Raw genomic sequence first — 21,883 nt, 5'->3', positions numbered from 1 at the left:
TAAGGAGGAAACTGATCTGTTTCATCGAACAGTAAACCGATCGGTTTCCATAAGCAAATCCAGCCGGTACCCTCGTCTCATGACCTCCTCGGCGACACCCCGTGAGCGGCTCCTGGACGCCGCGGGCGAACTCTTCTACCGCGACGGCGTCAACATCGGAGTGGACGCGCTCTGCAAGGCGGCCGGGGTGTCGAAGAAGTCCATGTACCAGCTGTTCCGGTCCAAGGACGAGCTGATCGCGGAGAGCCTGGCCAGCCGCGGCCCGGCGTACCAGACCCTGCTGCACCCGGACGCGTCGGACGACCGGCCGGCCCGGGATCGGATCCTGACCGTGTTCGAGCGGCAGGACGCTGTGGTTGCTGAGGGCAACTTCCTCGGCTGCCCCTATGTGAGTACGGCGGTCGAGCTGAAGAATCCGGAGCACCCGGGGTCGGTGGTGGCGCGGCACTTCAAGCAGCAGCTGACCGATTTCTTCCACCGCGAGCTGGTGAAGGCCGGCGCGGACGACCCGGGTACGTTGGCGATCCAGCTGACGATGGTCTTCGACGGCGCGAGTGCGCGGGCCGTCGTGCGGGCGCAGCCGCTGGCTGGTCTCGGTGTCAGCACCGCGGCTGCGTTGATGGATGCGGCCGGGGTGCGTTCGGGGGAGCTGGCAAGCCAGCTGGGCTGAGCCCACTTCGACGTACTCTCCCCGTGTGGAGATTCCGGCGACGTTTCATGACCTGCTGTCCTCGAAGGCGATCGCGCTGGTCGGGACGATCGGCAAGAACGGCGAGCCCCAGGTGACGCCGTTGTGGTTCCTGTGGGACGGCGAGCGGGTCCGGTTCAGCCTGGTCGACGGTCGGCAGAAGCTCCGCAACCTCCGGCGGAACCCGCGCATCTCCGTGGTGGTCATGGATCCCGCGCAGCCGACGACGTACATCGAACTGCGCGGTCAGATCGACGAGCTGGTGCCCGATCCGGAATACGTCCTGGAGCAGGCGATCGCGACGAAGTACGCCGGCAACTGGACCGATGTGGAGCCGCCGGGCACGCAGCGCTTCAGCACGAGCGTCCTGGTCGAACGCATCACCAGCCAGCTCGGCCACTAGTCACGCTGGGTAGTTCTGAGGCTCGGCGCTTTATGGGACAGATCCTCACTTTGTTCCACTGAGCTGGGAGAAGTTCCGCAATTGTTCCGTCGTTGTCGGGGTATTGACGTGCTCACCGTCCGTCGTCAAACTTTCGCAAAGACCCTGCGCTAGTGCTCCGGCACGCGGGGGAGCGCAGTGTCCTTCCGCCCCCGAAGACAGGACATCCGCCGATGAGAGCCAAACCCCTGGTCCTGGCCGCCGCGTGCGCCGCGCTGGTCGCCGGGACCCTCAGCAGCCCAGCAGTCGCCGCCTCGACCGCGGCACCGAAAGCCGAGCCGAGCGCCGTGAACGCACCTGCCGCATTCACCCATCCTGGAGTCGGGTCGAGCCAGGCCCAGCTGGACTTCGTCCGGGCCAAGGTGCAGGCCGGCGCCCAGCCGTGGACCAACGCGTTCAACCAGGCCAAGAACAGCGCCTACGCATCCCTGTCCCGTACGCCGAAACCGCGTGCGGTGGTGGAATGCGGCCCGTACTCGGATCCGAACCTCGGTTGCACGGACGAGCGTGAGGATGCGATCGCGGCGTACACCGACGCGCTGCTCTGGTACATCACCCGTGACGATCGCTATGCACAGAAGGCGATCCAGCTGATGGATGCGTGGTCCGCCACCATCCGCGATCACACCAACAGCAACGCGCCGCTGCAGACCGCGTGGGCGTCCTCCTCGTGGCCGAAGGCCGCGGAGATCATCAAGCACGTGTACGGCAACTGGCCGAACTCCGGCCGCTTCGCCACCATGCTGCGCAACGTCTACGTGCCCGAGATGATCAACGGCTCGAACTCCAACGGGAACTGGGAGTTGAGCATGATCGAAGCCCTCCAGGGCATCGGTGTGTTCCTCGAGGACAAGACCGTGTACGACAAGGCGATCGCGCTCTACCGGCTGCGGGTTCCGGCGTACGTATATCTGGAGTCCGACGGCGCGCTGCCGAAGACGGTGCCGAGCCAGAACCTCAACACCCGGGACAAGATCGTCAGCTACTGGCAGGGCCAGGGGACGTTCGTGACAGGTCTGACTCAGGAGACCTGTCGCGACTTCACCCACACCGGCTACGGCATCTCGTCGATCTCGCACGTGCTGGAGACGTCACGGATCCAGGGCATCGACCTCTACCCGGAGTTCGGGGAGCGGCTGCGGCAGGCGCTCGGCTTCCAGTCGCGCTGGGAGCGCAACCTGGAGCCGGTGCCGTCCTGGCTCTGCAAGGGTGCGGTCAACCGTGGTCTCGGCCCGATCACCGAGGTCGGCTACAACGCTCTGCACACGCGGCTCGGGATCGCGATGGCGAACACCCAGGCCCTGACGGAGTCCCGCCGCCCGGCCGGCTCCAACAACCTCTTCGTCGCGTGGGAGACCCTCACGCACGCCGAGAATCCCTCGTAGCACAAGGCTTCCGGGAGGGCTGGAACTCTGCCCTTCAGCTCTCCCGGAGCAGTTCACACCTGGGCTTCGCCGCGCTTCCAGTAGCCCTGGAACGAGATAGCGGACTTCGGCATCCCGACCGCGTTCACCAGATGGCGACGTACCGACTTGATCATCGAGGATTCGCCGGCGACCCAGGCGTAGTCGGCGTCGTACGGCAGCTCGGCGGATTCAATAGCCTCGAGCAACGACAGCTCACTCGTGGGGGTGATCCACGTGACGTCGGCGGAGCCCGGGGTCGGCAGCGGCCGGATGTCGCCGGCGTCCGGGACCTCGACGAACACGGTGGCGTGCACGGCCGCGGGCAGCTGCTCGAGGATGCCCGCGACCGCCGGCAGAGCGGTCTCGTCCGCAACCAGGATCCGGCGCACGCTCGTTGCCGGCGGGACGTAGTCGACGCCGGAGTGCAGCAGGCCCTTGGTGCTGGTGGTGTCGACCGCGAACGGGATGAGCAGGCCGACCTGGTCGCCCGGCTGCGCCTCGCTGACCCAGGCGGAGGCCGGGCCGTTGACGCCGTGCAGGACGAACTCGATGTCGAGCTCGGCGACCTCGGGACGGAGTGCGCGGACGGTGTAGGTCCGCATGATGAAACGCTCCTCGACCGGCTGTGCGCACCATTCCGGGTACCACTCAGGGCCGGTTGGCAGCTTGATCTCGCTGCCGTCGGGCGGCGTGAGCAGGACCTTGATCCGCTGGTCAGGCCCTGCCGTCACCGACTCGGCGATCCGCGGTGCGACGAAGGTCACGCGGCGCAGGTGCGGGCTGAGGTCGTCGACGGCCGCCACGGTGGCGAGGACCGAATCGAACACGATCGGTCGCTCGAGCACAGTCGTCATCAAGTTTCTCCATAAACTATTCAGCGGAGACGCAGGTGCGGACCCGAGGACGGCCGGGTTATTGTGAGGCGTCTAGAGGTTAGCCTTACCTAAGAGGATCCCAAAGTCCAATGCCCCCGCCCAGTGCTGTGGCTGAAGCCAGCCCTGATGCCGCCGTCCGGTCGCGCCCGCGCCGGACCCGGCGGTCCACGCTCGTTCTCGGGCTGATCGTCTGCTTCGCCCTGCTGGTGCTGGTGACGTTGCTCAGCATCGCGGTCGGCTCGAAGCAGATCCCCTTGTCGACCGTGCTCGACGCCTTGCGCCACTACAACGAGGCCAACACCGACCACGTGATCGTCCGCTCGCTGCGGGTGCCGCGGACCGTGATCGGCCTGCTCGTCGGTGCCGCCCTCGGTCTGTCCGGCGCGCTGATGCAGGGCGTCACCCGGAACCCGCTGGCCGACCCCGGCATCCTCGGCGTGAACGGTGGTGCCGCGCTGTTCGTTGTCGGCGGCATCTACTGGTTCGGCCTGACGAGTCTGACGGCGTACGTCTGGCTCGCATTCGTGGGTGCCGCGGCTGCATCGGTTGCCGTCTATCTGCTCGGGTCGCTCGGGCGGGAAGGCGCGACGCCGGTGAAGCTGGCGCTCGCCGGCGCGGCGATGACGGCGATGCTCGGGTCGCTCACGACCGCTTTGCTGATCGGCGATGTCGACACCTTCGACCAGTTCCGGTTCTGGTCGGTCGGTTCGCTGGCCGGCCGTGGTTCGGACATCGCCGGACAGGTCGCGCCGTTCATCCTGATCGGGATCGCGCTGGCGCTGGTCTCCGGGCGGCTGCTGAATGCTCTGTCGCTCGGTGACGAGGTGGCCAAGTCGCTCGGACAGCGAGTCGGACTGGCTCGGTTGTTCGTCGCGGTGGTCGTCGTCGTGCTCTGTGGTGCCGCCACGGCAGCCGCGGGACCGATCGGCTTCATCGGTCTGACGATTCCGCACGTCGCGCGGCTCATCACCGGGCCGGACTACCGCTGGATCCTGCCGTACTCGATGCTGCTCGCCCCGATCCTGCTGCTCGGTTCCGACGTACTCGGCCGGATCGTCGCGCAGCCCGGTGAGCTGCAGGTCGGCATCGTCACCGCGGTCATCGGTGCGCCGTTCTTCATCGCGCTCGTACGGCGACGGAAGTTGGCGGATCTATGACCGCCGAAGCGATCCAGATCGTCGCGCGGGCCCGCGCGGCCCGGCAGGCACGGTCGCTGGTCGTGCTCGTCGTACTCGCGGCCATCGTCTTCGTCACGTTCTGCGTCTCGTTGTCGCTGGGCGACTTCAAGATCCCGGTCCTCGATGTGGTGAAGACGCTATTCGGTGGCGGCGACAAGGCGACCGAGTTCATCGTCAACCGGCTTCGGTTGCCCAGGGCACTCACCGGGCTGCTCGTCGGCGCCGCGCTGGGCATGTCCGGTGCGATCTTCCAGAGCATCGCCCGCAACCCGCTGGCCAGTCCGGACATCATCGGTGTCACGTACGGCGCGAGTGCGTTCGCGGTGTTCGCCATCATCACGCTCGGGGTGACCGGGGTCGCGGTGTCGGCGTTCGCGATCGTCGGTGCTGTGCTGACCGCGTTCATCATGTACGTACTGGCCTGGCGGCATGGCGTGTCGAGTTACCGGCTGATCCTGATCGGCATCGGGATCGGTGCGATCGCGACCAGCGTCACGTCGTACTTGTTGACCAAGGCAAGGGTCGAGATCGCCCAGCAGGCGCTGATCTGGCTGACCGGAAGCCTGAACGGACGCGACTGGTCGAACGTACGGTCGCTGGCGATCACCCTCGTCGTACTGGCGCCACTCACAGCGATCCTCGTCCACCGGTTGCGCATTCTGCAGCTCGGCGACGAGACGGCGTACGGACTGGGGTTGCGGGTGGAGAGCTCGCGACTCGGGCTGATCGTGATCGCGGTGCTGATGGCCGCGGTGGCGACGGCGGCGGCCGGACCGATCGGGTTCGTCGCGTTCGTCGCACCGCCGATCGCGCGGCGGCTGACCCGGTCGCCGGGGCCCGCGATGATCGCGTCCGCGTTGCTCGGTGCGCTGGTGGTGGCGTTGTCGGACCTGATCGCGCAGCACGCGTTCGGCGACATGCAGTTGCCCGTCGGTGTGGTGACCGGCGTTGTCGGTGCGCCGTACCTGATGTTCCTGCTGGCCCGGACCAACCGCGTCGGGAGTGGTGGCTGAGAGATGGAGAACTCTGTGGAGCACACCTTGGCCGCTGAGAGCCTGGCGGTGGGCTACGACCAGCGGGAGATCATTCACGACCTGTCCGTGCGGATCCCGACCGGCAAGATCACCGTCATCGTCGGCGCCAACGCGTGTGGCAAGTCGACGCTGCTGAAGACGCTTGCCCGGTTGCTCAAGCCGTCGCACGGGACAGTGCTGCTGGACGGCAAGGGGATCCAGTCGATCCCGACCCGCGAGGTCGCGACCAAGCTCGGGCTGCTGCCGCAGTCGCCGACCGCGCCGGAGGGGATCACGGTCGCCGACCTGGTCGGGCGTGGGCGGTACCCACGGACGCGGTGGATCCGGCAGTGGACCAAGTCGGACGACGAGGCGGTCGCGGAGGCGATGACCTCGACGGACGTGCTGTCGCTGGCCGATCGTCCGATCGACGAGCTGTCGGGTGGACAGCGGCAGCGGGTGTGGATCGCGATGGCGCTCGCGCAGGAGACGGACATCCTGCTGCTGGACGAGCCGACGACGTTCCTCGACCTGACCCACCAGTTCGAGGTCCTCGATCTGCTGGTCGATCTGAACAAGTCCGCCGACCGGACGATCGTCCTGGTTCTGCACGATCTCAACCAGGCGTGCCGGTTCGGCGACCACCTGATCGCGATGAAGGACGGCGCGATCGTCTGTGAGGGCGACCCGCGCGAGGTGATCACCGAGGAGGTCGTCCACGACATCTTCGGCCTGGCCGTGAAGGTCATCCCCGACCCGGTCGCCGGTACGCCGATGGTCGTGCCGCTGGGCCGCCATACGACCCGCAACGACAAGGTCGTGGCGTCTCCGGCCGCGGCCGCGCTGGCTGCCTCCGCCGCGGCGAACGGGATCTGCCGGCCTGCCGATCGCTGAGGTGGTTGTCCACAGGCATCGCTGATCGGTCTCGGTTTTCGTCGGTCGGGGTGATTAGGGTGGCGCCATGTTGTCCGTCCTGGGGTACCACCAAGCCGTCCTCGCGGTTGTCCGCCGCCAGGACGAGCACGCCTGGACGGCGTTGGGGGGCGGACCGGTCGATGACGTCGGCGACGTACTGTTGCGGAACGCGTACCGCCTGTCGGCTGACGCGCATCCGGACGTGCACGCGGCTGGGCGGCGCGCGGCCGAGGCGCTCGAGCTGGACGGGAACATCGACTACTTCCAGGTGAACGGCGAGCCGAACGCGGCCTATCTCCATCAGGAGAAGCCGGTCATCGTCTTTCAGGGACCGCTGCTCGATCGGCTGGATTCGGACGAGCTGACCGCCGTCATCGGGCACGAGCTCGCTCACCGGCTGCTCTGGTTGGCCGAGGACGGCGGGTACTTGGCGGTTGACCGGCTGCTCGATGCCGCCGCGGGTGACGCTCGTACGCCGCAGCAGTATCTGGAGACGCACAGGCGCTGGTCCCTCGCGACTGAACTCTTCGCCGATCGGGGTGCGCTGACGGCGTGCGGTGATCTGAGTACGGCGATCCGCGCGCTGCTGAAGCTCGAGACCGGCCTGAGCACTGCGGATCCGGAGGCCTACCTTCGCCAGGCGGACGGGCTCGATCTGAGCTCCGGCAGTCGAGGGACCACGCACCCGGAGGCCGTCGGGCGCGCATGGGCACTGCGGAACTGGCTGGCCGGTGAGAACGTTGAGGCGCTAGTGACCGGACCACTCGACGTAGACGCGCCGGACCTGCTCGACGCGGCCCTGCTGCGCGAGTTGAGCCGTGATTTCGCTGCGGCGATCGCGTACGCCGACGGTCTGCGCACGGACGCGGTTGCGACGGCTGCTGCCGGTTTCGCGGATCCGCCCGGGCCGCTCGGCGTACCTGGGGGAGCGGTGCGCTTCGACGAGCCGCTGTCGATCCGGCCGGTCGATGGCGCGCCACTGCCCCGACCGCGCCCGCTGACCGACGCCACCAAGCGCTACCTGTCCTACCTGCTGCTCGACCTGGCCACCACCGATCCGGAGACGGGTGATGACGGGCTGGTCGCGGCCCTCGTGGTCGCCCGGCGGGCCGGCCTGACTGGGTACGCCGATGTCGCCGACGACGAGCTGGGCTGGACAGACAAGGAGCGCGCGCGGTTCGTGCGTGCGGCCGATGAGGTGGTCGGATGAGCGCTGAAGATCTGGTCGCTCTGGCTGTCTCCACGGGCGGGCTCGGGAACGATGCCCTGCTGGCGGCGGTGTTGCCGTTGTTCCATGCGACGGCCGAAGTGCATGAGCGTGGACTGGTTGCGCCCTTGCGCGGCCTCGATCGGATCACCGTCGACGAGCAGCATCGGCTCGGCTTCGGGCCCGAGGACGCTACCCGGCCAACGTTTGCGCCGGTTGCTCTTGCTGCCCGGCAGGGCTCGCGACCGACCGCGGTCGAGGTGGTTGCGCACCGGCAGACCGACCTCGATCTCGGCGAGAGCGGCGGCCGGGCGACGACCGTCGTCACCGAGCCGGTCCCCGACGCGATCACCGCTCCTGTGTACGTCCCCGGCTGGCAGAGCTGGGAACACGTCGTCGGCCATCACGACCCACTCACCGACATCTTCAGCCTGGGCCAGCTGCTGGTCGCGCTCGGCTGCGGACTCGACCTTTCCCGGACCGCGGACCTCGCCGAGTTGATCGATGCCCACGGCAACTTCCACCGTCTCGGGCCGAGCCTGCATCCGGTGATCGCGTCGGTCGCCGCCCAGATGGCCGAGCCGGACCGGCGTCAGCGCGCCCAGGACCTGCACTCGCTGATCGACCAGCTCGAGAACTACCGCGACCAGCCTCTCGACTTCGACGTCGAAGCGATCATCCGTGGTGCGACGGACCGGCGTACGGCGGTGCTCGGCGCACTGCGCGACCGGCTGTTCGATCTGTCCCGGCGGAACCGGCTGATCAACTTCCGCCCGACCGCCCAGACGCTGAACCTCACCGAGGTGTCGGTGCCACTCATGCTCGACGTCCGGACGATCCGGGACGAGCACCTCTTCACCTGGCGTGAGGACCTGGTGAAACAGCTCCTCGGCAAGGCGCAACCCTTGGGGAAATGGGTCCGGTACGACGAGGCGCCGTACGCCGCGAACACGTTGGACAAGCTGATTGCGACGGCTCGGCGGGATCGGGCCGACTATGGGCAGGATCAGCTCCGGCTGGTGCCGGCGTTCCTTCGCTGGCACGACCTGAAGAACGATCCGGAGACCCGGCTGGCGTCACCGCTGGTGCTGGCGAAGGTCGAGCTGACGAAGAAGCGCGGTGTGCGGGACTCGTACACGCTGCGGGTCACTGATCCGGTCGCCGAGGTCAACCCGACGCTGCGGCAGCACCTTCGGCAGCTGTACGGGATCACGCTGCCTGAGACCGTGGATCTGTCATCGCCGGATGCCCTTCGTGAGTTGCATGAGCGGCTGGCGAAGGAGATCCAGGCGACCGAGCCCGGTCTGCGGCTGCACCTGCGGGAGAAGCCGCGGATCGATCTGGTTCGGCAGCGGGCGATGGTCAAGCTGCGGAACTACCAACGCCGCAAGCACGGCAACCTCGCCGGCGACTTCGGCGGGAAGCATTACGCGTACTCGTACCGGCGTACCGACTATCAACCGCTTGGTGTGCAGATCTTCCGGACGCAGATCGCGCAGCAGACGCTCCCGATCGGCATCGCGCTGGGTGAGGCGCCGCGGCAGCCGGGAGCGATCGAGACTGATACGTACTCGCTCGACACCGAGGGCGGGCCGTACTCGTGGGACGTCGACCTGTGCGCGGTCTCGCTGGCGAACTTCAACTACCGCACGCTCGGGTTGGTCCGGGACTACGACGAGCTGCTGGTCAGCGGGGACTCGTCGGCCGCGTTCGACCAGCTGTTCTCCGATCATCCGCGGCCGATCAGCAGTGCGCCGCCGGAGTTGCCGACGGCCGATCGGCATGTGGTTGTGCCGGCGGACGGTTCGCAGGTGGCGGCGATCGCGCGGGCGCGGCGCGGTGAGAGTTTCGTCATCCAGGGACCGCCGGGGACGGGTAAGTCGCAGACGATCACCAACATGATCGCGGACTTCGTCGCACGCGGGCGGCGGGTGCTGTTCGTGTGTCAGAAGCGGGCTGCGCTGGATGTTGTCCATGCGCGGCTGGCGAGCCGGCGACTGGACGGGTTGTGTGCGTTGATCCACGACTCGCAGGCCGACAAGAAGGCGTTCGTCCATGGGTTGCGGGAGACGTACGAGACGTGGCTCGCGGCTGAGGACGATCTGGATTCGTTGACCGTACGACGGGATGAGTTGGTCGGTCGGGTGGATCGGCTGCTGGACATGGTTGGTGAGTTCGAGCAGCGGTTGAGCCTTGGCGAGCCTCGGCTTCGGGAGGTCGTGGATCGGCTGGCTGAGCTGCGGGATCATCGCTATGAGCCGGATCCTTTGCTCGTTCCGTCGGTTGGTGAGTGGTGGTCGTCGCGGTCCGGTGTACGGGCGATCGCGCGGGAACTGGCCGCTGCTGATCCGGCGACCGGTGGGGTGCTCGCGCGGAGTCCGCTGGCGTTCCTTGCGGTCGAGCGGTGGGGTTCGGGGGATGTGCCGGAGCGGGCTGGGATTGTCCGTGCTGCTTGGGATTCGGTGGCGTCTGCGGTGGCTGAGGTTGGTGCCGACGGCCCGGATGGCGGGTGGTCTGTGCGACAGGTCGGCGTACTGGCCGAGCTTGGGCGCGTGGTTGCGCCGCTGGCGTCGCGGGATCGGGTGGACGCGCTGCAGCCACGGTCGGGGGATGGGCAGGAGTTGAAGGCTGCCTGCGTCGAGCGGGAGCGACTGGTGGCGGCCGAGCGGACTGCCTGGTCGGCCGCGGCGGGGTGGCGTGAGCCGTTGGAGCCGGCCGATGCGCAGTCGGCCTTGAAGATTGCCCAGGGCAAGGAAGGTGGGTTGTTCTCCTTCCTGAGTGGGGATTGGCGACGGGTTCGCGGGTTGGTGCGGAGTCGGTTCGACGGTACGACGCGAGCTGTGCAGCCGTCTGTGGTCGAGTTGCTGACGCAATTGGTGGCCGCGCAGTCGGCGTCGGCGGCGGTCGTATCGCATGTCGAGGAGACCCGGCGGCATTGGGGTGCGGACGATCCCGTCGTACTCGCGGAGCAGTTGGCGTCATTGCGGAAGAATCCGCTGCTGCCGGACTGGCGGTTGGTCTTGGACGATGAGGCTCCGGCTGCGTTGGCCCGGGTGGCGGATGCGTTGGATCGCGCTTCCGGGCCGTCGGAGGAGTTGCTGGCGCCGGAGTACGAGTCGCTGACGGTCGATGGGGTGCGTGAGCTGGCGGAGCGGCTGGGGTCCGCGGATGCCGTCGTACGGGCTGTTGGGCCGGTGGTGCGGGAGCTGGGGGACGCGCCTGCGTCGGTGTGGACGGCCATGCGGCGGTTGGATGCTTCGCCGGATCAGGTGGAGTACGCCGTGTGTGCGGCGGAGTGGGCGCGGTCCGTGGCGGTTGCGTCGCTGCAGCTCTCGTCGGCGCGGGTGGACTCGATCGTTGGTGAGCTGGGCGTGGTCTACGACGAGCTGACTTCGGTGAATGCTGAGCTTGTCGTTGCGCAGGTGCGGCGTCGGTTCCTGGTCGAGGTGGCGCACTCCGAGCAGAGTGTGACCGGGATGTCGCCGGAGGATCGGGAGCGGAAGAAGACGTTCGCTGCCGGGCGGCGGGAGTTGGAGCACGAGTTCGGCAAGGTGATGCGGTACCGGTCGATCCGCGATCTCGCGTCGGGGGCACCGGGTTCCGTGGTGTCGAAGCTGCGGCCGGTGTGGTTGATGAGTCCGTCGTCGGTGTCGGATACGTTGCCGCTGACTGACGCGTTCGACGTCGTCGTGTACGACGAGGCGAGTCAGATCCCTGTGGAGGAAGCGATTCCGGCGTTGCATCGGGCGCCGCAGGTGATCGTGGTCGGCGACCAGATGCAGTTGCCGCCGATGCAGTACTTCCGGGTGCGCACGGATCCGGAGGCTGCCGCTGAGGCGGTCGAGTCGAGTTCCGGAGTGGATGATCGGCAGGTTGGCGTCGTACTGACCGAGGACAGTTTCCTTTCGATCAGTGCGTTGCGGTTGGCGTCCTCGATGCTGACGTGGCATTACCGGAGTCGGTCGGAGGCGTTGATCTCGTTCAGCAACGCGGCGTTCTATCAGGGGCGGTTGGCGACGATCCCGGATCGGTTGCCGGCTGCTGCTGCGCCGCCGTGGACCGTGCGGTCCGACTCGCCTGTGGGTGACGTCTGCGATGGTGTGCTCGCCGGCAGCATCACGGCGGTGCGGCTCGTCGACGGTGTTTATGTACGGCGTACCAATCCTGGTGAGGCTCGGTATATCGCGGAGTTGGTTCGGGAGTTGCTTGCTCGGGAGACGGGACAGAGTCTGGGGATCGTTGCGTTCTCCGAGGCCCAGCAGGGGGAGATCGAGCGAGCCCTCGACGAGTTGGCGGAGACGGATCCGGTCTTCGGGGCGCGGTACGAGGCGGAGCAGGTCCGGACGCAGGACGACCAGGACGCCGGGTTGTTCGTGAAGAACCTGGAGAACGTGCAGGGCGATGAGCGCGACATCATCCTGATGAGCGTCTGCTACGCCGCCGGTCCCGACGGCCGGATGCTGATGAACTTCGGCCCGATCAACACCTCGGGCGGCGAGAAGCGCCTCAACGTCATCTTCAGCCGCGCCCGGCAGCACATGGTCGTCGTCAGCAGCATCGAACCCGAGTCCATCACCAACACCTACAACGACGGCGCCAACACCCTCCGCCGCTTCCTCACCTACGCCACAGCCATCTCCCAAGGCAACCACCCCGCCGCCAAATCCGCCCTAACCCCCTACAACCTCTCCCGCACCACCACCCGCATCCCATCCACCACCTCTAGTTCCACCCCCGGCTCCATGTCCACCACCTCAGCCGGTGGGGGTGTCCTGGTCGGCCCATCCGTTTCCTCTAGGCCCACGGGCAGTTCGGTGGGGGTAAGCGGTTCAGTTGTCGAGCAGCTCCGGGTGGCGTTGGAGGCTCGTGGGGTGGAGGTGGATACGGCTGTAGGGGAATCGGTGTTTCGGTGTGATCTGGCGTTGAAGTTGCCTGAGGATGAGGGGCATCGGGTTGCTGTTCTCGTGGACACGCGGGAGCGGGTCGCCGCGGACACTCTCCTCGAGCGGCTGACCACCCACCCGCGCGCCCTCACCACAACCGGCTGGCGCGTCCACCACGTACTATCCGCCGACTGGATCCGCACCCCAGAAACAGTCATAACCCAACTCCTAGAAGCCCTTCACCGCCCAATCGACAGCTAACCGACCGACCGCTCCCTCGGCGGACGGGCGGTTGGGTCAGAGGGTTTTGCGGGTGGTTACTTGGTAGAGGATTTGGCCGGCTAGGAGGGCGCCGAGGCTGCCTAGGGCGAGGTCGCCGAGGGTGTCTGTGTAGGCGGTTTGGAGTTCGGGCGAGTTGCGGACGAAGGCGACGTACTCACCGAGTTCCCACACGACGGCGGCGGTGGCGCCGAAGCCGAGGGCTACGAAGGTGGTGAGGCCGCGAGAGAGGTTCCGCGGGGCGAATGCGAGCAGGACGCCGGCGGTGAGGAAACCCCAGAGCACGAAGTGCATCGCGTCGTCCCACCAGGTGATCGTGTCGAACAGGTTGAGGCGGTTGCCGATCAGATCGATCAGCCACGGCAGCGTCATCAGCAGGTCTGCGTGCCACGGGAAGCTGGAGTGCAGCTTGCTCCTGGTGCGGCCGTACGCCCACCACCACAGTGGCAGGACCATCGCCCCGATCGGGTAGACGACCAGGCGGGCGGTCGACGCCTTTCCCTTGATCCCGCTGAGGTCCGGCCAGATCAGGGCCGAGAGCAACAAGCCGAAGAGCAGCACCTTCGCGGCCAGGTCGGCGTACCGCACCCAGCTCACCCGCGCGGCCGGGACCGTCGTGGCAACCATCGTCGTCATACCTCCCAGTCAAACCGACCGCTGGGCGAGGCGGGATGAGTACAACTACGCGAAGGACCCCCGCGATATCCACCACTGTGGCGGATCGCGGGGGCCCCGAGAAGCATCAACCCCTCGTGTCGACCCCAGACCGGTCAGCCAACCCTGATCAGGTCGCTTGACGTGGATCGGGCCAGCTGACGCTGATCAGGTCGCTTGACGTGGATCGGGTCGGCTGACGCTGATTAGGTCGGCGGACGTTGATCAGGTCAGTTGACCCGGAGCGGGTCAGCTGGTGCTGATCGGGTTAGCTGACGCTGATTAGGTCTACTACGAAGATCAGGGTTTCGCCTGGCTTGATTGCGTTGCCGGCGCCGCGGTCGCCGTAGCCGAGGTGCGGCGGGATGACCAGCTTGCGCCGGCCGCCGACCTTCATGCCCTGGACGCCGGTGTCCCAGCCCTGGATGACCTGGCCGACACCGAGCTGGAAGGCGAGCGGGGCGCCGCGGTTGTACGACGCGTCGAACTCCTCGCCGGTCGAGTGGGCCACGCCCACGTAGTGCACGTTCACCCGCGAGCCGGCCTTGGCCTCGTCGCCGTCACCTTCGGTGATGTCGGTGATCTCCAGATCCGCCGGCGGCGGGCCGTCTGGAAAGTCGATCTCTGGCTTCTCAGTCATACCCTCCAGCTAACCAGACCCACCGCGCCAACCTCACGTGGACCCACCCGACAACGCCACGATCAGCCCAGCCCACCGCACAGCAAGCAGGATCAGCACCTGGCCCAGCTGCCCTCACCAGGACCCAGGCAGCGTCGGCACCTGGCCCAGCTGCCCTCATCAGGACCCAGGCAGCGTCGGCACCTGGCCCAGCTGCCCTCATCAGGACCCAGGCAGCGTTAGTACCTGGCCCAGTTGCCGTTACCGCGACCCAGGCAAGGTGAATACCTGACCCGATTGGCCCTTACTGCGGCCCGGGCAGGTCAGTATCTGCCCCAGGTGTCCTCGCCGGGTGCGCACTCGCCGCGCCAGGTCCAACCGGTGACGATCTCTCCCTGCGCGATCCTGGCGGCAGTGGTGACGCCGCTTCCGAGGGCGAAGTTGACGGCCCCGTAGTGCAGGCAGATGCGGTACCGCATGCCGTTGAGGCTGGTGGTCAACGTGATGTGGTCGGCGCCGGGGTAGCGGACGCCGTGGTTCCAGACCCAGGCTCCGTAGTTGCCGGGGTGGAGCTGACCTGAAAGGTTGCCGGCTTCTTGGCGCTTGAGAGTGCTGGTGCCGTTGGCGTTGTACCAGTAATAACAAGTGCTTCCCGAGTTGCAGGTCGCCGCGCTGGCCGGCGGCGCGGTCACGACCGCACCGCCGACTGTCACCCCGAGTACGGCGGCAACTGCTGCGAGCGCGCGTTTCGTGCGGCCGGTCGAACGCCTCACTACGGCTGAAGAGCTGAACATCGGTCCTCCCGAATGACGAGCGAGTGCTCCGAAGAGCTGTCGCCAGCAGTCAACGTGGACCGACTTTCAATCCGCATTCAGCGCGATCTCAGTACAACGCGAGATGGCGTTGCGAGACGCGATCGGATGAGTGTTAGGCGCGGGTGGTGAGGACCTCGCGGAGTTTGGTGGCGAACTCCTCGGGCTTGCCGGGCTGGCCGTACTCGTTGCCGAGGAACCCGCCGTGGTTGCTCGGAAAGACGACCGGCTCGAGGTCGAGACGGGCGGCGGTTGCCTTGCCCCCACGCGCGGCGAGCTGGTTGCCGGACTCTTCCCCGACGCCGATGACGATCGAGTCCCTGGCCTTGGTGAGGGCGTCGAAGTCCGGCTGGTACGACGTGCACTTGCGCAGGTTCTGACCGAGTAGGGCGTCGTCGCGGGAGCCGTCGTCCTCGGTCGGCAGACCGAACATGGCCGGGTCAGGAGCCGGCTGCTGGGTGTAGTCGGCCGGGACCTCGCCCTCGTAGCTGACGAACGCGATGAACTTGGCCATCCCGGCGCCCATCCCGTCACGCTGGTAGGTCGCATACATGTCCGCGACCACGGCCAGCGCGGCCTCGCTGTCCGGAACGATCGCGGCCAGCGGCGGCTCGTGCGCGACCAGGGTGTGGATCAGATCGGGCCGCTTGGCGATCAGGGCCAGGGAGTTGACCGCGCCGCCGCTGCTGGCGAACAGGTCGACCGGACCGGCGTCGAGCGCCTCGATCAGCGCTGCGAGGTCGGCGGCGTGATCGTCCGGCGACACCTCGGTCAGCTCTCCGGTGCGGACGCTCCGCTCCGTGCCACGTGGGTCGTAGGTGACGACTGTCCGGTCGGTGAAGTGCGATGCCAGAGTCGGGAATCCGCTGGCAGCCATCGGTGAACCGATCATCAGCAGCACCGGCTGGTCCCGATCCGTGAGGTCGCCGCGAACGTCGTACGTCAGGGTGGCTCCGGGTACGTCGAGCGTGCGGGTGATGGGGTCCGTCATGGAGGCTCCTCTGGTCCGCCCATCCCCCTCGATTGGGCTCGTGTTCGAGAGCCTAGACCGCCCCGGGTGCCCCGACCAGGACCTCAACCTGCACCCAGCAGGCACTAATCTCGCACTTCGTGGTGAAGAAACTCGCTGTCGTGTCAACAGTGGCTGCGGTCCTAACCGCTGCCGTCGCCGTCATTGCTCCACGTACGTCCGACGCGAGTGCGACGACCGAGAACTATGGGCAGTACTCGCTCATGTTCGAGAAGTCGGCCGGGCAGTACTGGGCGGGTCAGGCGGCGGCCGGTCAATGGTCGTGGACCCCGCTGAGTGCGACCGAGTCCGACATCTCCTGGGGCGACCCGAAGACCTGGCCACCGAAGTCCGCCGAGCACTTCGTCCACGACGGCGAGTGGGTGCTGCTCGACGGGTACAACGACGGCGCGGGCCGGCCACTGACGCAGATCCAACGCGTCACCTCGGAGAAGATCGGCGACGCCAGCTGCAACGGCATGACCGACCTCCCGTCCTCCGGCGGCCGTCAGCACTACGTCAAGTGGAACATCCCGGCCAAGGGCTACTGTCTGGACGCGTCCGGCACGATCAAGCCGCCGAACGGCTCCACCACGGTCAAGTTCCGGCACCTGCAAAAATGGTTGCCGCCACACCCTTGTTCGAACCCGTACCTGTCCGGCCAGACCTGCATCACCCAGTTCGAGCAGTGGTGGGACGACAACGCGCACCCGTACTCGCTGCAGCTCTCCCGCACCCTCGAGATCGCCCGCGGTCTCGGCATGGCGTTTACCAACCGCACCACCGTCCCGGTCACGTGGAACGCGGACGGCCGCTACTACTGGCACTACTGAGCATGGGTGCAGTCGCTTACCTGCTGCTGGTTGTCCTGGCAGGTCTCATCAGTGCGCAGCTTCTGGTCCTCATGGACCGCGGAGTCCCGTTGCGGAAGCGTCTTCGCGAGTTCGGTGTCGGGGGCGATGCGACGTTCTTGCTGGTGACGGTTCTGCTGATGGGATCGACAGTCGGTGCGTTCGCCGGCTACTTCCTCGGTGCCACCGGGGTCGGTGCGACCATCGGGCTGGCGGTTGGCGTTACCGGCTGGCTCGTCGGCGCGGCGTGGTCGTTCGGTGGGTCCAGACGCGGCCGGTTCGGGGGCCGTTGAGTAGGCGGTCGAGGTTGTCGCTGAACGGTTCTTGCATGTGCCAGTCCGCGGTCAGCATGTACAGGGTCCGGCCGTCGTCACCGCCGAGAGCGCAGGCGAAGCAGGCGTGGTCGAGGAGGACGGTCTCGAGGATCTCGCCACCCTCGGCGATGCGTTCGCAGGACGGGTGGCCGCCGGTCCAGCTCGGGGCCCAGATGGCGCCGTCCGCGTCGATGGAGATGCCGTCACCGGTGCGTGGTGCCCAGACGCGCCGGTTGGAGAGCGTGCCGTCGGGACCGACGTCGTACGCCGTGAGTTGGGCGGCGAACGATTCGACGATCACCAGGGTCGAGTTGTCGGCTGTGACGACCATGCCGTTCGGGAACGCCAGTTCGTCCGCAACCCGGCGTACGGAACCGTCGGGGGTGATGAGGGCGATGAAGCCGGGGGCCTCGCCCTCGTCGGGATCGAAGTCACAACCCCCGTTGACGTAGATGTTGCCTCGGCCGTCGACCACGATCTCGTTCAGACCGCCGTACGCCGAGAGGTCTGCGTGCACCACCAACTCGCCAGAGGCCTCCTGCCGGAGCACCAGACCCTCGGGCCCGGACGTGACCAGCAGGCGGCCGTCGGGCAGCCAGTCGATAGAGAACGGCAGGGTGGTGGGGACGTGGGCCATGACTTCGCTCTTGCCCGTCGCGTCTACCGCCAGGACCCCTTGGGCGCCCCAGTTGGACAGCCACAGCCGCCCGTCGTGCCAGCGTGCAGACTCGCCGATCACCAGGTCGGTCAGCAGTACCTCAGGCATCTCGCTCTCCTTCCGCATTTACCTCTACACGAACGGAGCAGGCCTGGATCGACACCGAATGGCATGGACCGGTCGCCTACGCTCGGCGGCATGAGACCGGAGGACGCGGCTGCGCTTGTGGAGCCGCATGCGGATCACCGAGAGGCGGAGCGGGCGTTTCTGGCGGCTGGGTGGAGCCGCTGCGGAGCTGGTGATTGGGCGATCGCGCTTCGCTCCCCGGAGGGTACGGCGGTGGCGCGGATCAGCCCGTTCGATCCGGCCAGCCCGTATGCGGTGGCGCTGTACCGGGAGGCTGCGCACACCAGGCAGGTCCCGGAGGTGTTCGCGCACCGTCGTCTGACCGGGGGAGGCGATCTCCAGATCCTCGAATGGCTCCGGCCGGTGCCTGAGCCCGAGGCGGTTGCGTTTCACCGCGCGATCGCCGAGCGAGCGCCGGAGGTGGCTGAGCTGGCGGCGGTTGTACGCCGGATCCACGAACAGGCTCGGGTAGAGCTGCCGTGGTTCAGGTCGAAGCTGGACGACAACCCCGACAACATCATGCGTGCGGCGGATGGGCGTCTCGTGGCAATAGACCTGTTCGGAGTCGACGGCCCGAACCTCTACGCGGCCGTTGCCGACAACCCCGACCTGGTCGTCACCCAATTCCCCGAATCCACCCGCCGCTTCATGACCGAGCTCCCGCTGACAAACACCGGCGCATGGGCCCCCGAGGTTCGAGAGGCGATGCGCGCCGGACTCGCCGCAGCGGACGCGCGGGTGGTGGGGTAAACCACCCCAACCACCCGCCAACAGCGACTACTTCTTGACCGTCTTGTTGTACTGGTCGATCTGCGGCTTGATGGAGTCGGCCGCGGCCTGCATGGCCTGGGTCGGGTCAGTGCCCAGGACTGCCTTCTCGATGCCGTCCTCGGACGCCTTCCGGGCCTGCGGCATGACGCCGAGGATGCAGCCGGAGGAGGCATTGGTGGGCTTGGTGTTGTGGAGTTGGGTGATCGCGGTGGTGAACTGCGGGTACTGCGCCACCCACGCCTTGTCGTCCGGCAGATCCAGCGCCTTCTTGTTGATCGGGAAGTACCCGGTGCCGGTGTGCCAGGCAGCCTGCTGCTCCGGCGACGACGCGAACTTCACGAACTCCCACGATGCGCGCTTCTCAGCATCCGAGTGCCCCGGGCCGTCGACCCAGAGCGAGGCGCCACCGATGATCGGGCCGCCGCTGTCCGACGCAGTCAGGTGCGGGAACGGCGCCGTGAGTACGGTGAACTTGCCCTTCGCCGCGTCCAGGTAACCGCGGAGCGAACCAGTCGACTCCAGGTGCATCGCCGACGTACCGGACTTGAACACGGCCTGCGCGTCGTCGGTCTTCTTGCCGGTGTTCGGCATCAGGCCCTGCTTGACCATCTGCTGGTACCAGGTCGCGACCTTGACGCCCTGCTCGTCGGCGAAGTTCACCTTCGAGGCCAGGTCCTTGCGGCCGTTGTCGTTGTCGCAGTACGTCGAACCCGACTGCGCGATCAACTGCTCCAGGAACCAGCCGTAGATCGCCGCGTTGAAGCCGTACTGAACCGTCTTCCCGCCCTGCTCGACGGTGAGCTTCTTCGCGGCCGTCATGATCTCGTCGAGCGTCGTCGGCGGCTTCGCCGGGTCGAGGCCGGCCTTCACGAAGGCTTCCTTGTTGATGTACAGCAGCGGCATCGACGTGTTGAACGGCATCGAGTTCAGCGCGTTGTCGATCGAGTAGTAGTTCGCGATGTTCGGCTCGATCGAGTCCAGCGAGTAGCCGTCCTTGTCGGCGAACTTCTGCACCGGCACGGTCTGCTTGGAGTCGATCATGAACCGCGACCCGATGTCGTAGATCTGTACGACCGAAGGCGTGTTCCCCTGCTGCACCGAGGTTTTGTACTTCGTGATCGTCTCGTCGTAGTCACCCTGGTAGACCGCGGTGACCTCGATCTTGCCGGTGTTCGCGGCGTTGAACGCCTTCACCAGCTTCTCGACGGCCGTCCCGTTGGCGCCCTTCATGCCGTGCCAGAAGGTGATCTTGGTGACGCCGGTCGCCTTGTCGAGCGCGCTCGCGTCGGGTGCGTCCTGACCACCGCTGCCGGACTTCGAGGAGTCCGAGGAGTTTCCACCACAACCGGCGGCGACCAGAGCCAGCACCGCCAGCAGGGACGCAGCGGCCGCCGTACGTTGTTTGATGCGCATGACAACCAACCTTTCTTAGCGAATCGCGCCCGCGGTCAGCCCGCGGACGATGAAGCGCTGGCCGAAGATGACGATGGCCAGCGTGGGCAGGATGGACAGGGTCACGCCGGCCAGGATCAGCCCGGGATCGGCAGCCTCCGCGTCGTTGAGCTGACTGATACCGATCTGCAGGGTCCGGCGTGAGGCCGAGTCGCCGATCAGCAGCGGCCAGAAGAACTGGTTCCACGCGGACAGGAACACGTACAGCCCGACCGCCATCAGGGCCGGCTTGTTCAGCGGGATGAGGATCCGGCGCAGGAACCGCCAGTGCCCACACCCGTCGATCGTGGCTGCATCCCGCAGTTCGACCGGGAACTGTAGGAACGACTGCCGCAGCAGGAACACCCCGAACGCGTTCGCCAGGAACGGCAGGACGAGCGCGATCATCGTTCCGGCGTACGACGTGGTGAGCCGTTCACCACCGAGCGACCAGCCGGTGATGGTCAGGTAGTTCGGCAGCACGATCGACTCCCACGGCACCATCAGCGTGGCCAGGAACAGCCCGAACAGCACCGTCCGTCCCCACATCTTCATGAAGACGAACGCGTACGCCGCCAGCACACTGGTGACGAGCTGGGACAGCGTGATGATCGACGTCTGCAGGATCGAGTTCAGGTACTGCTGCCCGATCGGAGTCCCGGACGACGACGCGTGCTGGTAGTTGCCGGTGAAGATCCCGTGCGGGAAGAGGTCCGGCGGGTACGACGAGATCTGGCCGGGCGACATGATCGACCCGGCGATGACGTAGTACACCGGGAAGATGACCGCGAGCGCGGCCAGGATCAGTACGACGTACGTAACAACTCTGCCTGGTCTCACTTGTAGTGCACCCGCCTCTCCAGCACGCCGAACTGGATCCCCGTGCAGATCAGCAGGATCACCAGCAGCACGATCGCCTGGGCCGACGCGGCGCCGAAGTCGCTGGCGTTGTTCGCGAAGGCGGTGTGGTAGATCGAGTAGACGAGCGTTTTGGTCGACTGCTCCGGGCCGCCTTCCGGCGTGAGGATCTTGATCTGCCCGAAGCCCTGTAGCGACTGGATCGTCGAGATCACGATCAGGAAGAACAGCTGCGGGCCGAGCAGCGGGATGGTGATGTGCCAGGACGCCCGCCAGCCGCCGGCGCCGTCCAGCGTGGCCGCCTCGTTGAGCTCGGTCGGGATCGCGCCGATGCCCGCGGACAGGACCAGCACGTTGTAGCCGATGCTCATCCAGACCGTCGTGATCGCGACGCTGATCAGCGCCCAGGACGGATCGGTCAGCCAGCCGATCCGATCCACCCCGAACCGCCCGAGCAGGCCGTTCGCGAGCCCGATCGCCGGGTTGTAGATGGTCGCGAAGATGACGGACGCGCTGGCGACCGAGAACGCGAACGGCAGCGCGAACGCGGTCCGGAAGATCCGGATCCCCTTGATGTGCTGCTCGAGCAGCAGGACGACCACCAGGGCACCGAGTACGCCGGGAATCACGGTGAGCAGCACGAACGCGAACGTCACCCAGAGGATGTGCCGGAACTCACCGGATCCGAGCATGTCGCGGTAGTGCTGCAGCCCGACGAACGCGTCCGGGCGGCCGAACAGGTCGGAGCCGTGCAGCGACAGCGAAACGGACTTGCCGAGCGGCCAGACGATGAACAGCGCGAACACCGCCAGACACGGCACGAGCATCAGCCAGGAGAGCAGTGATGCGGGCGTGGGGCGGCGCGCAGCTGTGGTTCGGGTAGTCAATCGCTTA

Annotated in this window: 20 protein-coding genes; 11 read left to right on the top strand and 9 right to left on the bottom strand. The window is 67.0% G+C overall.

Going from position 1 to position 21,883, the window contains the following annotated elements:
* The first annotated feature begins 79 nt into the window (after positions 1-79).
* The 3 genes from AB0L70_RS00585 (at position 80) to AB0L70_RS00575 (ending at position 2,515) form a co-directional block, all read left to right on the top strand.
* Positions 80-670 carry a TetR/AcrR family transcriptional regulator gene (locus AB0L70_RS00585; protein ID WP_363678384.1) on the top strand — a complete coding sequence of 197 codons (591 nt, stop codon included), beginning with the start codon at positions 80-82 and terminating at the stop codon, positions 668-670.
* Between the two features lie 25 nt (positions 671-695).
* Positions 696-1,091, top strand: a complete 396-nt coding sequence (locus tag AB0L70_RS00580) for a PPOX class F420-dependent oxidoreductase (RefSeq protein WP_363678382.1) — start codon at positions 696-698, stop codon at positions 1,089-1,091.
* 212 nt (positions 1,092-1,303) lie between these two features.
* On the top strand, positions 1,304-2,515 hold the full coding sequence (locus tag AB0L70_RS00575; RefSeq protein WP_363678380.1) for an alginate lyase family protein: 1,212 nt from the start codon (positions 1,304-1,306) through the stop codon (positions 2,513-2,515).
* A 53-nt stretch (positions 2,516-2,568) separates the two neighbouring features.
* Here AB0L70_RS00575 and AB0L70_RS00570 read toward each other — a convergent pair whose 3' ends face one another.
* Positions 2,569-3,390 (bottom strand): siderophore-interacting protein, encoded by an 822-nt coding sequence (locus AB0L70_RS00570; protein ID WP_363678378.1) that lies wholly within the window; start codon positions 3,388-3,390, stop codon positions 2,569-2,571.
* 110 nt (positions 3,391-3,500) lie between these two features.
* On the opposite strand from AB0L70_RS00570, the gene AB0L70_RS00565 reads away from it, so the two are divergent.
* The 5 genes from AB0L70_RS00565 (at position 3,501) to AB0L70_RS00545 (ending at position 12,868) form a co-directional block, all read left to right on the top strand.
* On the top strand, positions 3,501-4,568 hold the full coding sequence (locus AB0L70_RS00565; protein ID WP_363678376.1) for an iron chelate uptake ABC transporter family permease subunit: 1,068 nt from the start codon (positions 3,501-3,503) through the stop codon (positions 4,566-4,568).
* The gene (locus AB0L70_RS00560) at positions 4,565-5,602 is read left to right on the top strand and encodes an iron chelate uptake ABC transporter family permease subunit (protein WP_363678374.1); all 1,038 of its coding nucleotides are present in this window, start codon (positions 4,565-4,567) and stop codon (positions 5,600-5,602) included. Before AB0L70_RS00565 ends, AB0L70_RS00560 begins: the two co-directional genes overlap by 4 nt.
* Positions 5,603-5,605: 3 nt before the next feature.
* The gene (locus tag AB0L70_RS00555) at positions 5,606-6,496 is read left to right on the top strand and encodes an ABC transporter ATP-binding protein (RefSeq protein ID WP_363678372.1); all 891 of its coding nucleotides are present in this window, start codon (positions 5,606-5,608) and stop codon (positions 6,494-6,496) included.
* A 67-nt stretch (positions 6,497-6,563) separates the two neighbouring features.
* Positions 6,564-7,727, top strand: coding sequence for a M48 family metalloprotease (locus AB0L70_RS00550; RefSeq protein WP_363678370.1), 1,164 nt, complete (start codon positions 6,564-6,566; stop codon positions 7,725-7,727).
* Complete coding sequence (locus tag AB0L70_RS00545) at positions 7,724-12,868, top strand: AAA domain-containing protein (protein WP_363678368.1); 5,145 nt, start codon at positions 7,724-7,726, stop codon at positions 12,866-12,868. Before AB0L70_RS00550 ends, AB0L70_RS00545 begins: the two co-directional genes overlap by 4 nt.
* A gap of 36 nt (positions 12,869-12,904) precedes the next feature.
* On the opposite strand, the gene AB0L70_RS00540 is transcribed toward AB0L70_RS00545, so the two are convergent.
* From AB0L70_RS00540 to AB0L70_RS00525, 4 genes are all read right to left on the bottom strand, one after another.
* Positions 12,905-13,522 (bottom strand): hypothetical protein, encoded by a 618-nt coding sequence (locus tag AB0L70_RS00540; protein ID WP_363678366.1) that lies wholly within the window; start codon positions 13,520-13,522, stop codon positions 12,905-12,907.
* Between the two features lie 286 nt (positions 13,523-13,808).
* Positions 13,809-14,180, bottom strand: coding sequence for an FKBP-type peptidyl-prolyl cis-trans isomerase (locus AB0L70_RS00535; RefSeq protein ID WP_363678364.1), 372 nt, complete (start codon positions 14,178-14,180; stop codon positions 13,809-13,811).
* A gap of 302 nt (positions 14,181-14,482) precedes the next feature.
* Positions 14,483-14,953, bottom strand: a complete 471-nt coding sequence (locus AB0L70_RS00530; RefSeq protein ID WP_363678362.1) for a hypothetical protein — start codon at positions 14,951-14,953, stop codon at positions 14,483-14,485.
* A gap of 133 nt (positions 14,954-15,086) precedes the next feature.
* The gene (locus AB0L70_RS00525) at positions 15,087-15,962 is read right to left on the bottom strand and encodes an alpha/beta hydrolase (RefSeq protein ID WP_363678360.1); all 876 of its coding nucleotides are present in this window, start codon (positions 15,960-15,962) and stop codon (positions 15,087-15,089) included.
* 140 nt (positions 15,963-16,102) lie between these two features.
* Here AB0L70_RS00525 and AB0L70_RS00520 point away from each other — a divergent pair, with 140 nt between their 5' ends.
* Complete coding sequence (locus AB0L70_RS00520; RefSeq protein WP_363678358.1) at positions 16,103-16,813, top strand: hypothetical protein; 711 nt, start codon at positions 16,103-16,105, stop codon at positions 16,811-16,813.
* 2 nt (positions 16,814-16,815) lie between these two features.
* Positions 16,816-17,124 (top strand): hypothetical protein, encoded by a 309-nt coding sequence (locus AB0L70_RS00515; RefSeq protein ID WP_363678356.1) that lies wholly within the window; start codon positions 16,816-16,818, stop codon positions 17,122-17,124.
* Here AB0L70_RS00515 and AB0L70_RS00510 read toward each other — a convergent pair.
* Positions 17,054-17,911, bottom strand: coding sequence for an SMP-30/gluconolactonase/LRE family protein (locus AB0L70_RS00510; protein ID WP_363678355.1), 858 nt, complete (start codon positions 17,909-17,911; stop codon positions 17,054-17,056). The genes AB0L70_RS00515 and AB0L70_RS00510 overlap by 71 nt on opposite strands.
* Before the next feature lie 90 nt (positions 17,912-18,001).
* On the opposite strand from AB0L70_RS00510, the gene AB0L70_RS00505 reads away from it, so the two are divergent.
* On the top strand, positions 18,002-18,679 hold the full coding sequence (locus AB0L70_RS00505) for a hypothetical protein (protein ID WP_363678353.1): 678 nt from the start codon (positions 18,002-18,004) through the stop codon (positions 18,677-18,679).
* A 27-nt stretch (positions 18,680-18,706) separates the two neighbouring features.
* Here AB0L70_RS00505 and AB0L70_RS00500 read toward each other — a convergent pair whose 3' ends face one another.
* Genes AB0L70_RS00500 through AB0L70_RS00490 form a run of 3 tightly spaced genes read right to left on the bottom strand, consistent with a single transcriptional unit; the run spans position 18,707 to position 21,876 of the window.
* Positions 18,707-20,113: an ABC transporter substrate-binding protein gene (locus tag AB0L70_RS00500; RefSeq protein WP_363678351.1), complete on the bottom strand. Its 1,407-nt coding sequence runs from the start codon at positions 20,111-20,113 to the stop codon at positions 18,707-18,709.
* Between the two features lie 15 nt (positions 20,114-20,128).
* Complete coding sequence (locus AB0L70_RS00495; RefSeq protein ID WP_363678349.1) at positions 20,129-20,971, bottom strand: carbohydrate ABC transporter permease; 843 nt, start codon at positions 20,969-20,971, stop codon at positions 20,129-20,131.
* The gene (locus tag AB0L70_RS00490) at positions 20,968-21,876 is read right to left on the bottom strand and encodes a sugar ABC transporter permease (protein ID WP_363678347.1); all 909 of its coding nucleotides are present in this window, start codon (positions 21,874-21,876) and stop codon (positions 20,968-20,970) included. Before AB0L70_RS00490 ends, AB0L70_RS00495 begins: the two co-directional genes overlap by 4 nt.
* Between the last annotated feature and the right edge of the window lie 7 nt (positions 21,877-21,883).

Source organism: Kribbella sp. NPDC051952 (assembly GCF_040680855.1).
GTDB lineage: Bacteria > Actinomycetota > Actinomycetes > Propionibacteriales > Kribbellaceae > Kribbella.
Note: the sequence above shows the minus strand (reverse complement) of the source record. Positions and strands in the feature narration are given on the sequence as shown.

Excerpts from the sequence above, each read along its gene's own strand:
- AB0L70_RS00505 (WP_363678353.1), top strand. The coding sequence starts at position 18,002 with ATGAGACCGGAGGACGCGGCTGCGCTTGTGGAGCCGCATGCGGATCAC.
- AB0L70_RS00500 (WP_363678351.1), bottom strand. The coding sequence starts at position 20,113 with ATGCGCATCAAACAACGTACGGCGGCCGCTGCGTCCCTGCTGGCGGTG.
- AB0L70_RS00560 (WP_363678374.1), top strand. The coding sequence starts at position 4,565 with ATGACCGCCGAAGCGATCCAGATCGTCGCGCGGGCCCGCGCGGCCCGG.
- AB0L70_RS00540 (WP_363678366.1), bottom strand. The coding sequence starts at position 13,522 with ATGACGACGATGGTTGCCACGACGGTCCCGGCCGCGCGGGTGAGCTGG.
- AB0L70_RS00555 (WP_363678372.1), top strand. The coding sequence starts at position 5,606 with ATGGAGAACTCTGTGGAGCACACCTTGGCCGCTGAGAGCCTGGCGGTG.
- AB0L70_RS00565 (WP_363678376.1), top strand. The coding sequence starts at position 3,501 with ATGCCCCCGCCCAGTGCTGTGGCTGAAGCCAGCCCTGATGCCGCCGTC.
- AB0L70_RS00530 (WP_363678362.1), bottom strand. The coding sequence starts at position 14,953 with ATGTTCAGCTCTTCAGCCGTAGTGAGGCGTTCGACCGGCCGCACGAAA.
- AB0L70_RS00575 (WP_363678380.1), top strand. The coding sequence starts at position 1,304 with ATGAGAGCCAAACCCCTGGTCCTGGCCGCCGCGTGCGCCGCGCTGGTC.
- AB0L70_RS00510 (WP_363678355.1), bottom strand. The coding sequence starts at position 17,911 with ATGCCTGAGGTACTGCTGACCGACCTGGTGATCGGCGAGTCTGCACGC.
- AB0L70_RS00585 (WP_363678384.1), top strand. The coding sequence starts at position 80 with ATGACCTCCTCGGCGACACCCCGTGAGCGGCTCCTGGACGCCGCGGGC.
- AB0L70_RS00515 (WP_363678356.1), top strand. The coding sequence starts at position 16,816 with ATGGGTGCAGTCGCTTACCTGCTGCTGGTTGTCCTGGCAGGTCTCATC.
- AB0L70_RS00535 (WP_363678364.1), bottom strand. The coding sequence starts at position 14,180 with ATGACTGAGAAGCCAGAGATCGACTTTCCAGACGGCCCGCCGCCGGCG.
- AB0L70_RS00525 (WP_363678360.1), bottom strand. The coding sequence starts at position 15,962 with ATGACGGACCCCATCACCCGCACGCTCGACGTACCCGGAGCCACCCTG.
- AB0L70_RS00550 (WP_363678370.1), top strand. The coding sequence starts at position 6,564 with ATGTTGTCCGTCCTGGGGTACCACCAAGCCGTCCTCGCGGTTGTCCGC.
- AB0L70_RS00570 (WP_363678378.1), bottom strand. The coding sequence starts at position 3,390 with ATGACGACTGTGCTCGAGCGACCGATCGTGTTCGATTCGGTCCTCGCC.
- AB0L70_RS00545 (WP_363678368.1), top strand. The coding sequence starts at position 7,724 with ATGAGCGCTGAAGATCTGGTCGCTCTGGCTGTCTCCACGGGCGGGCTC.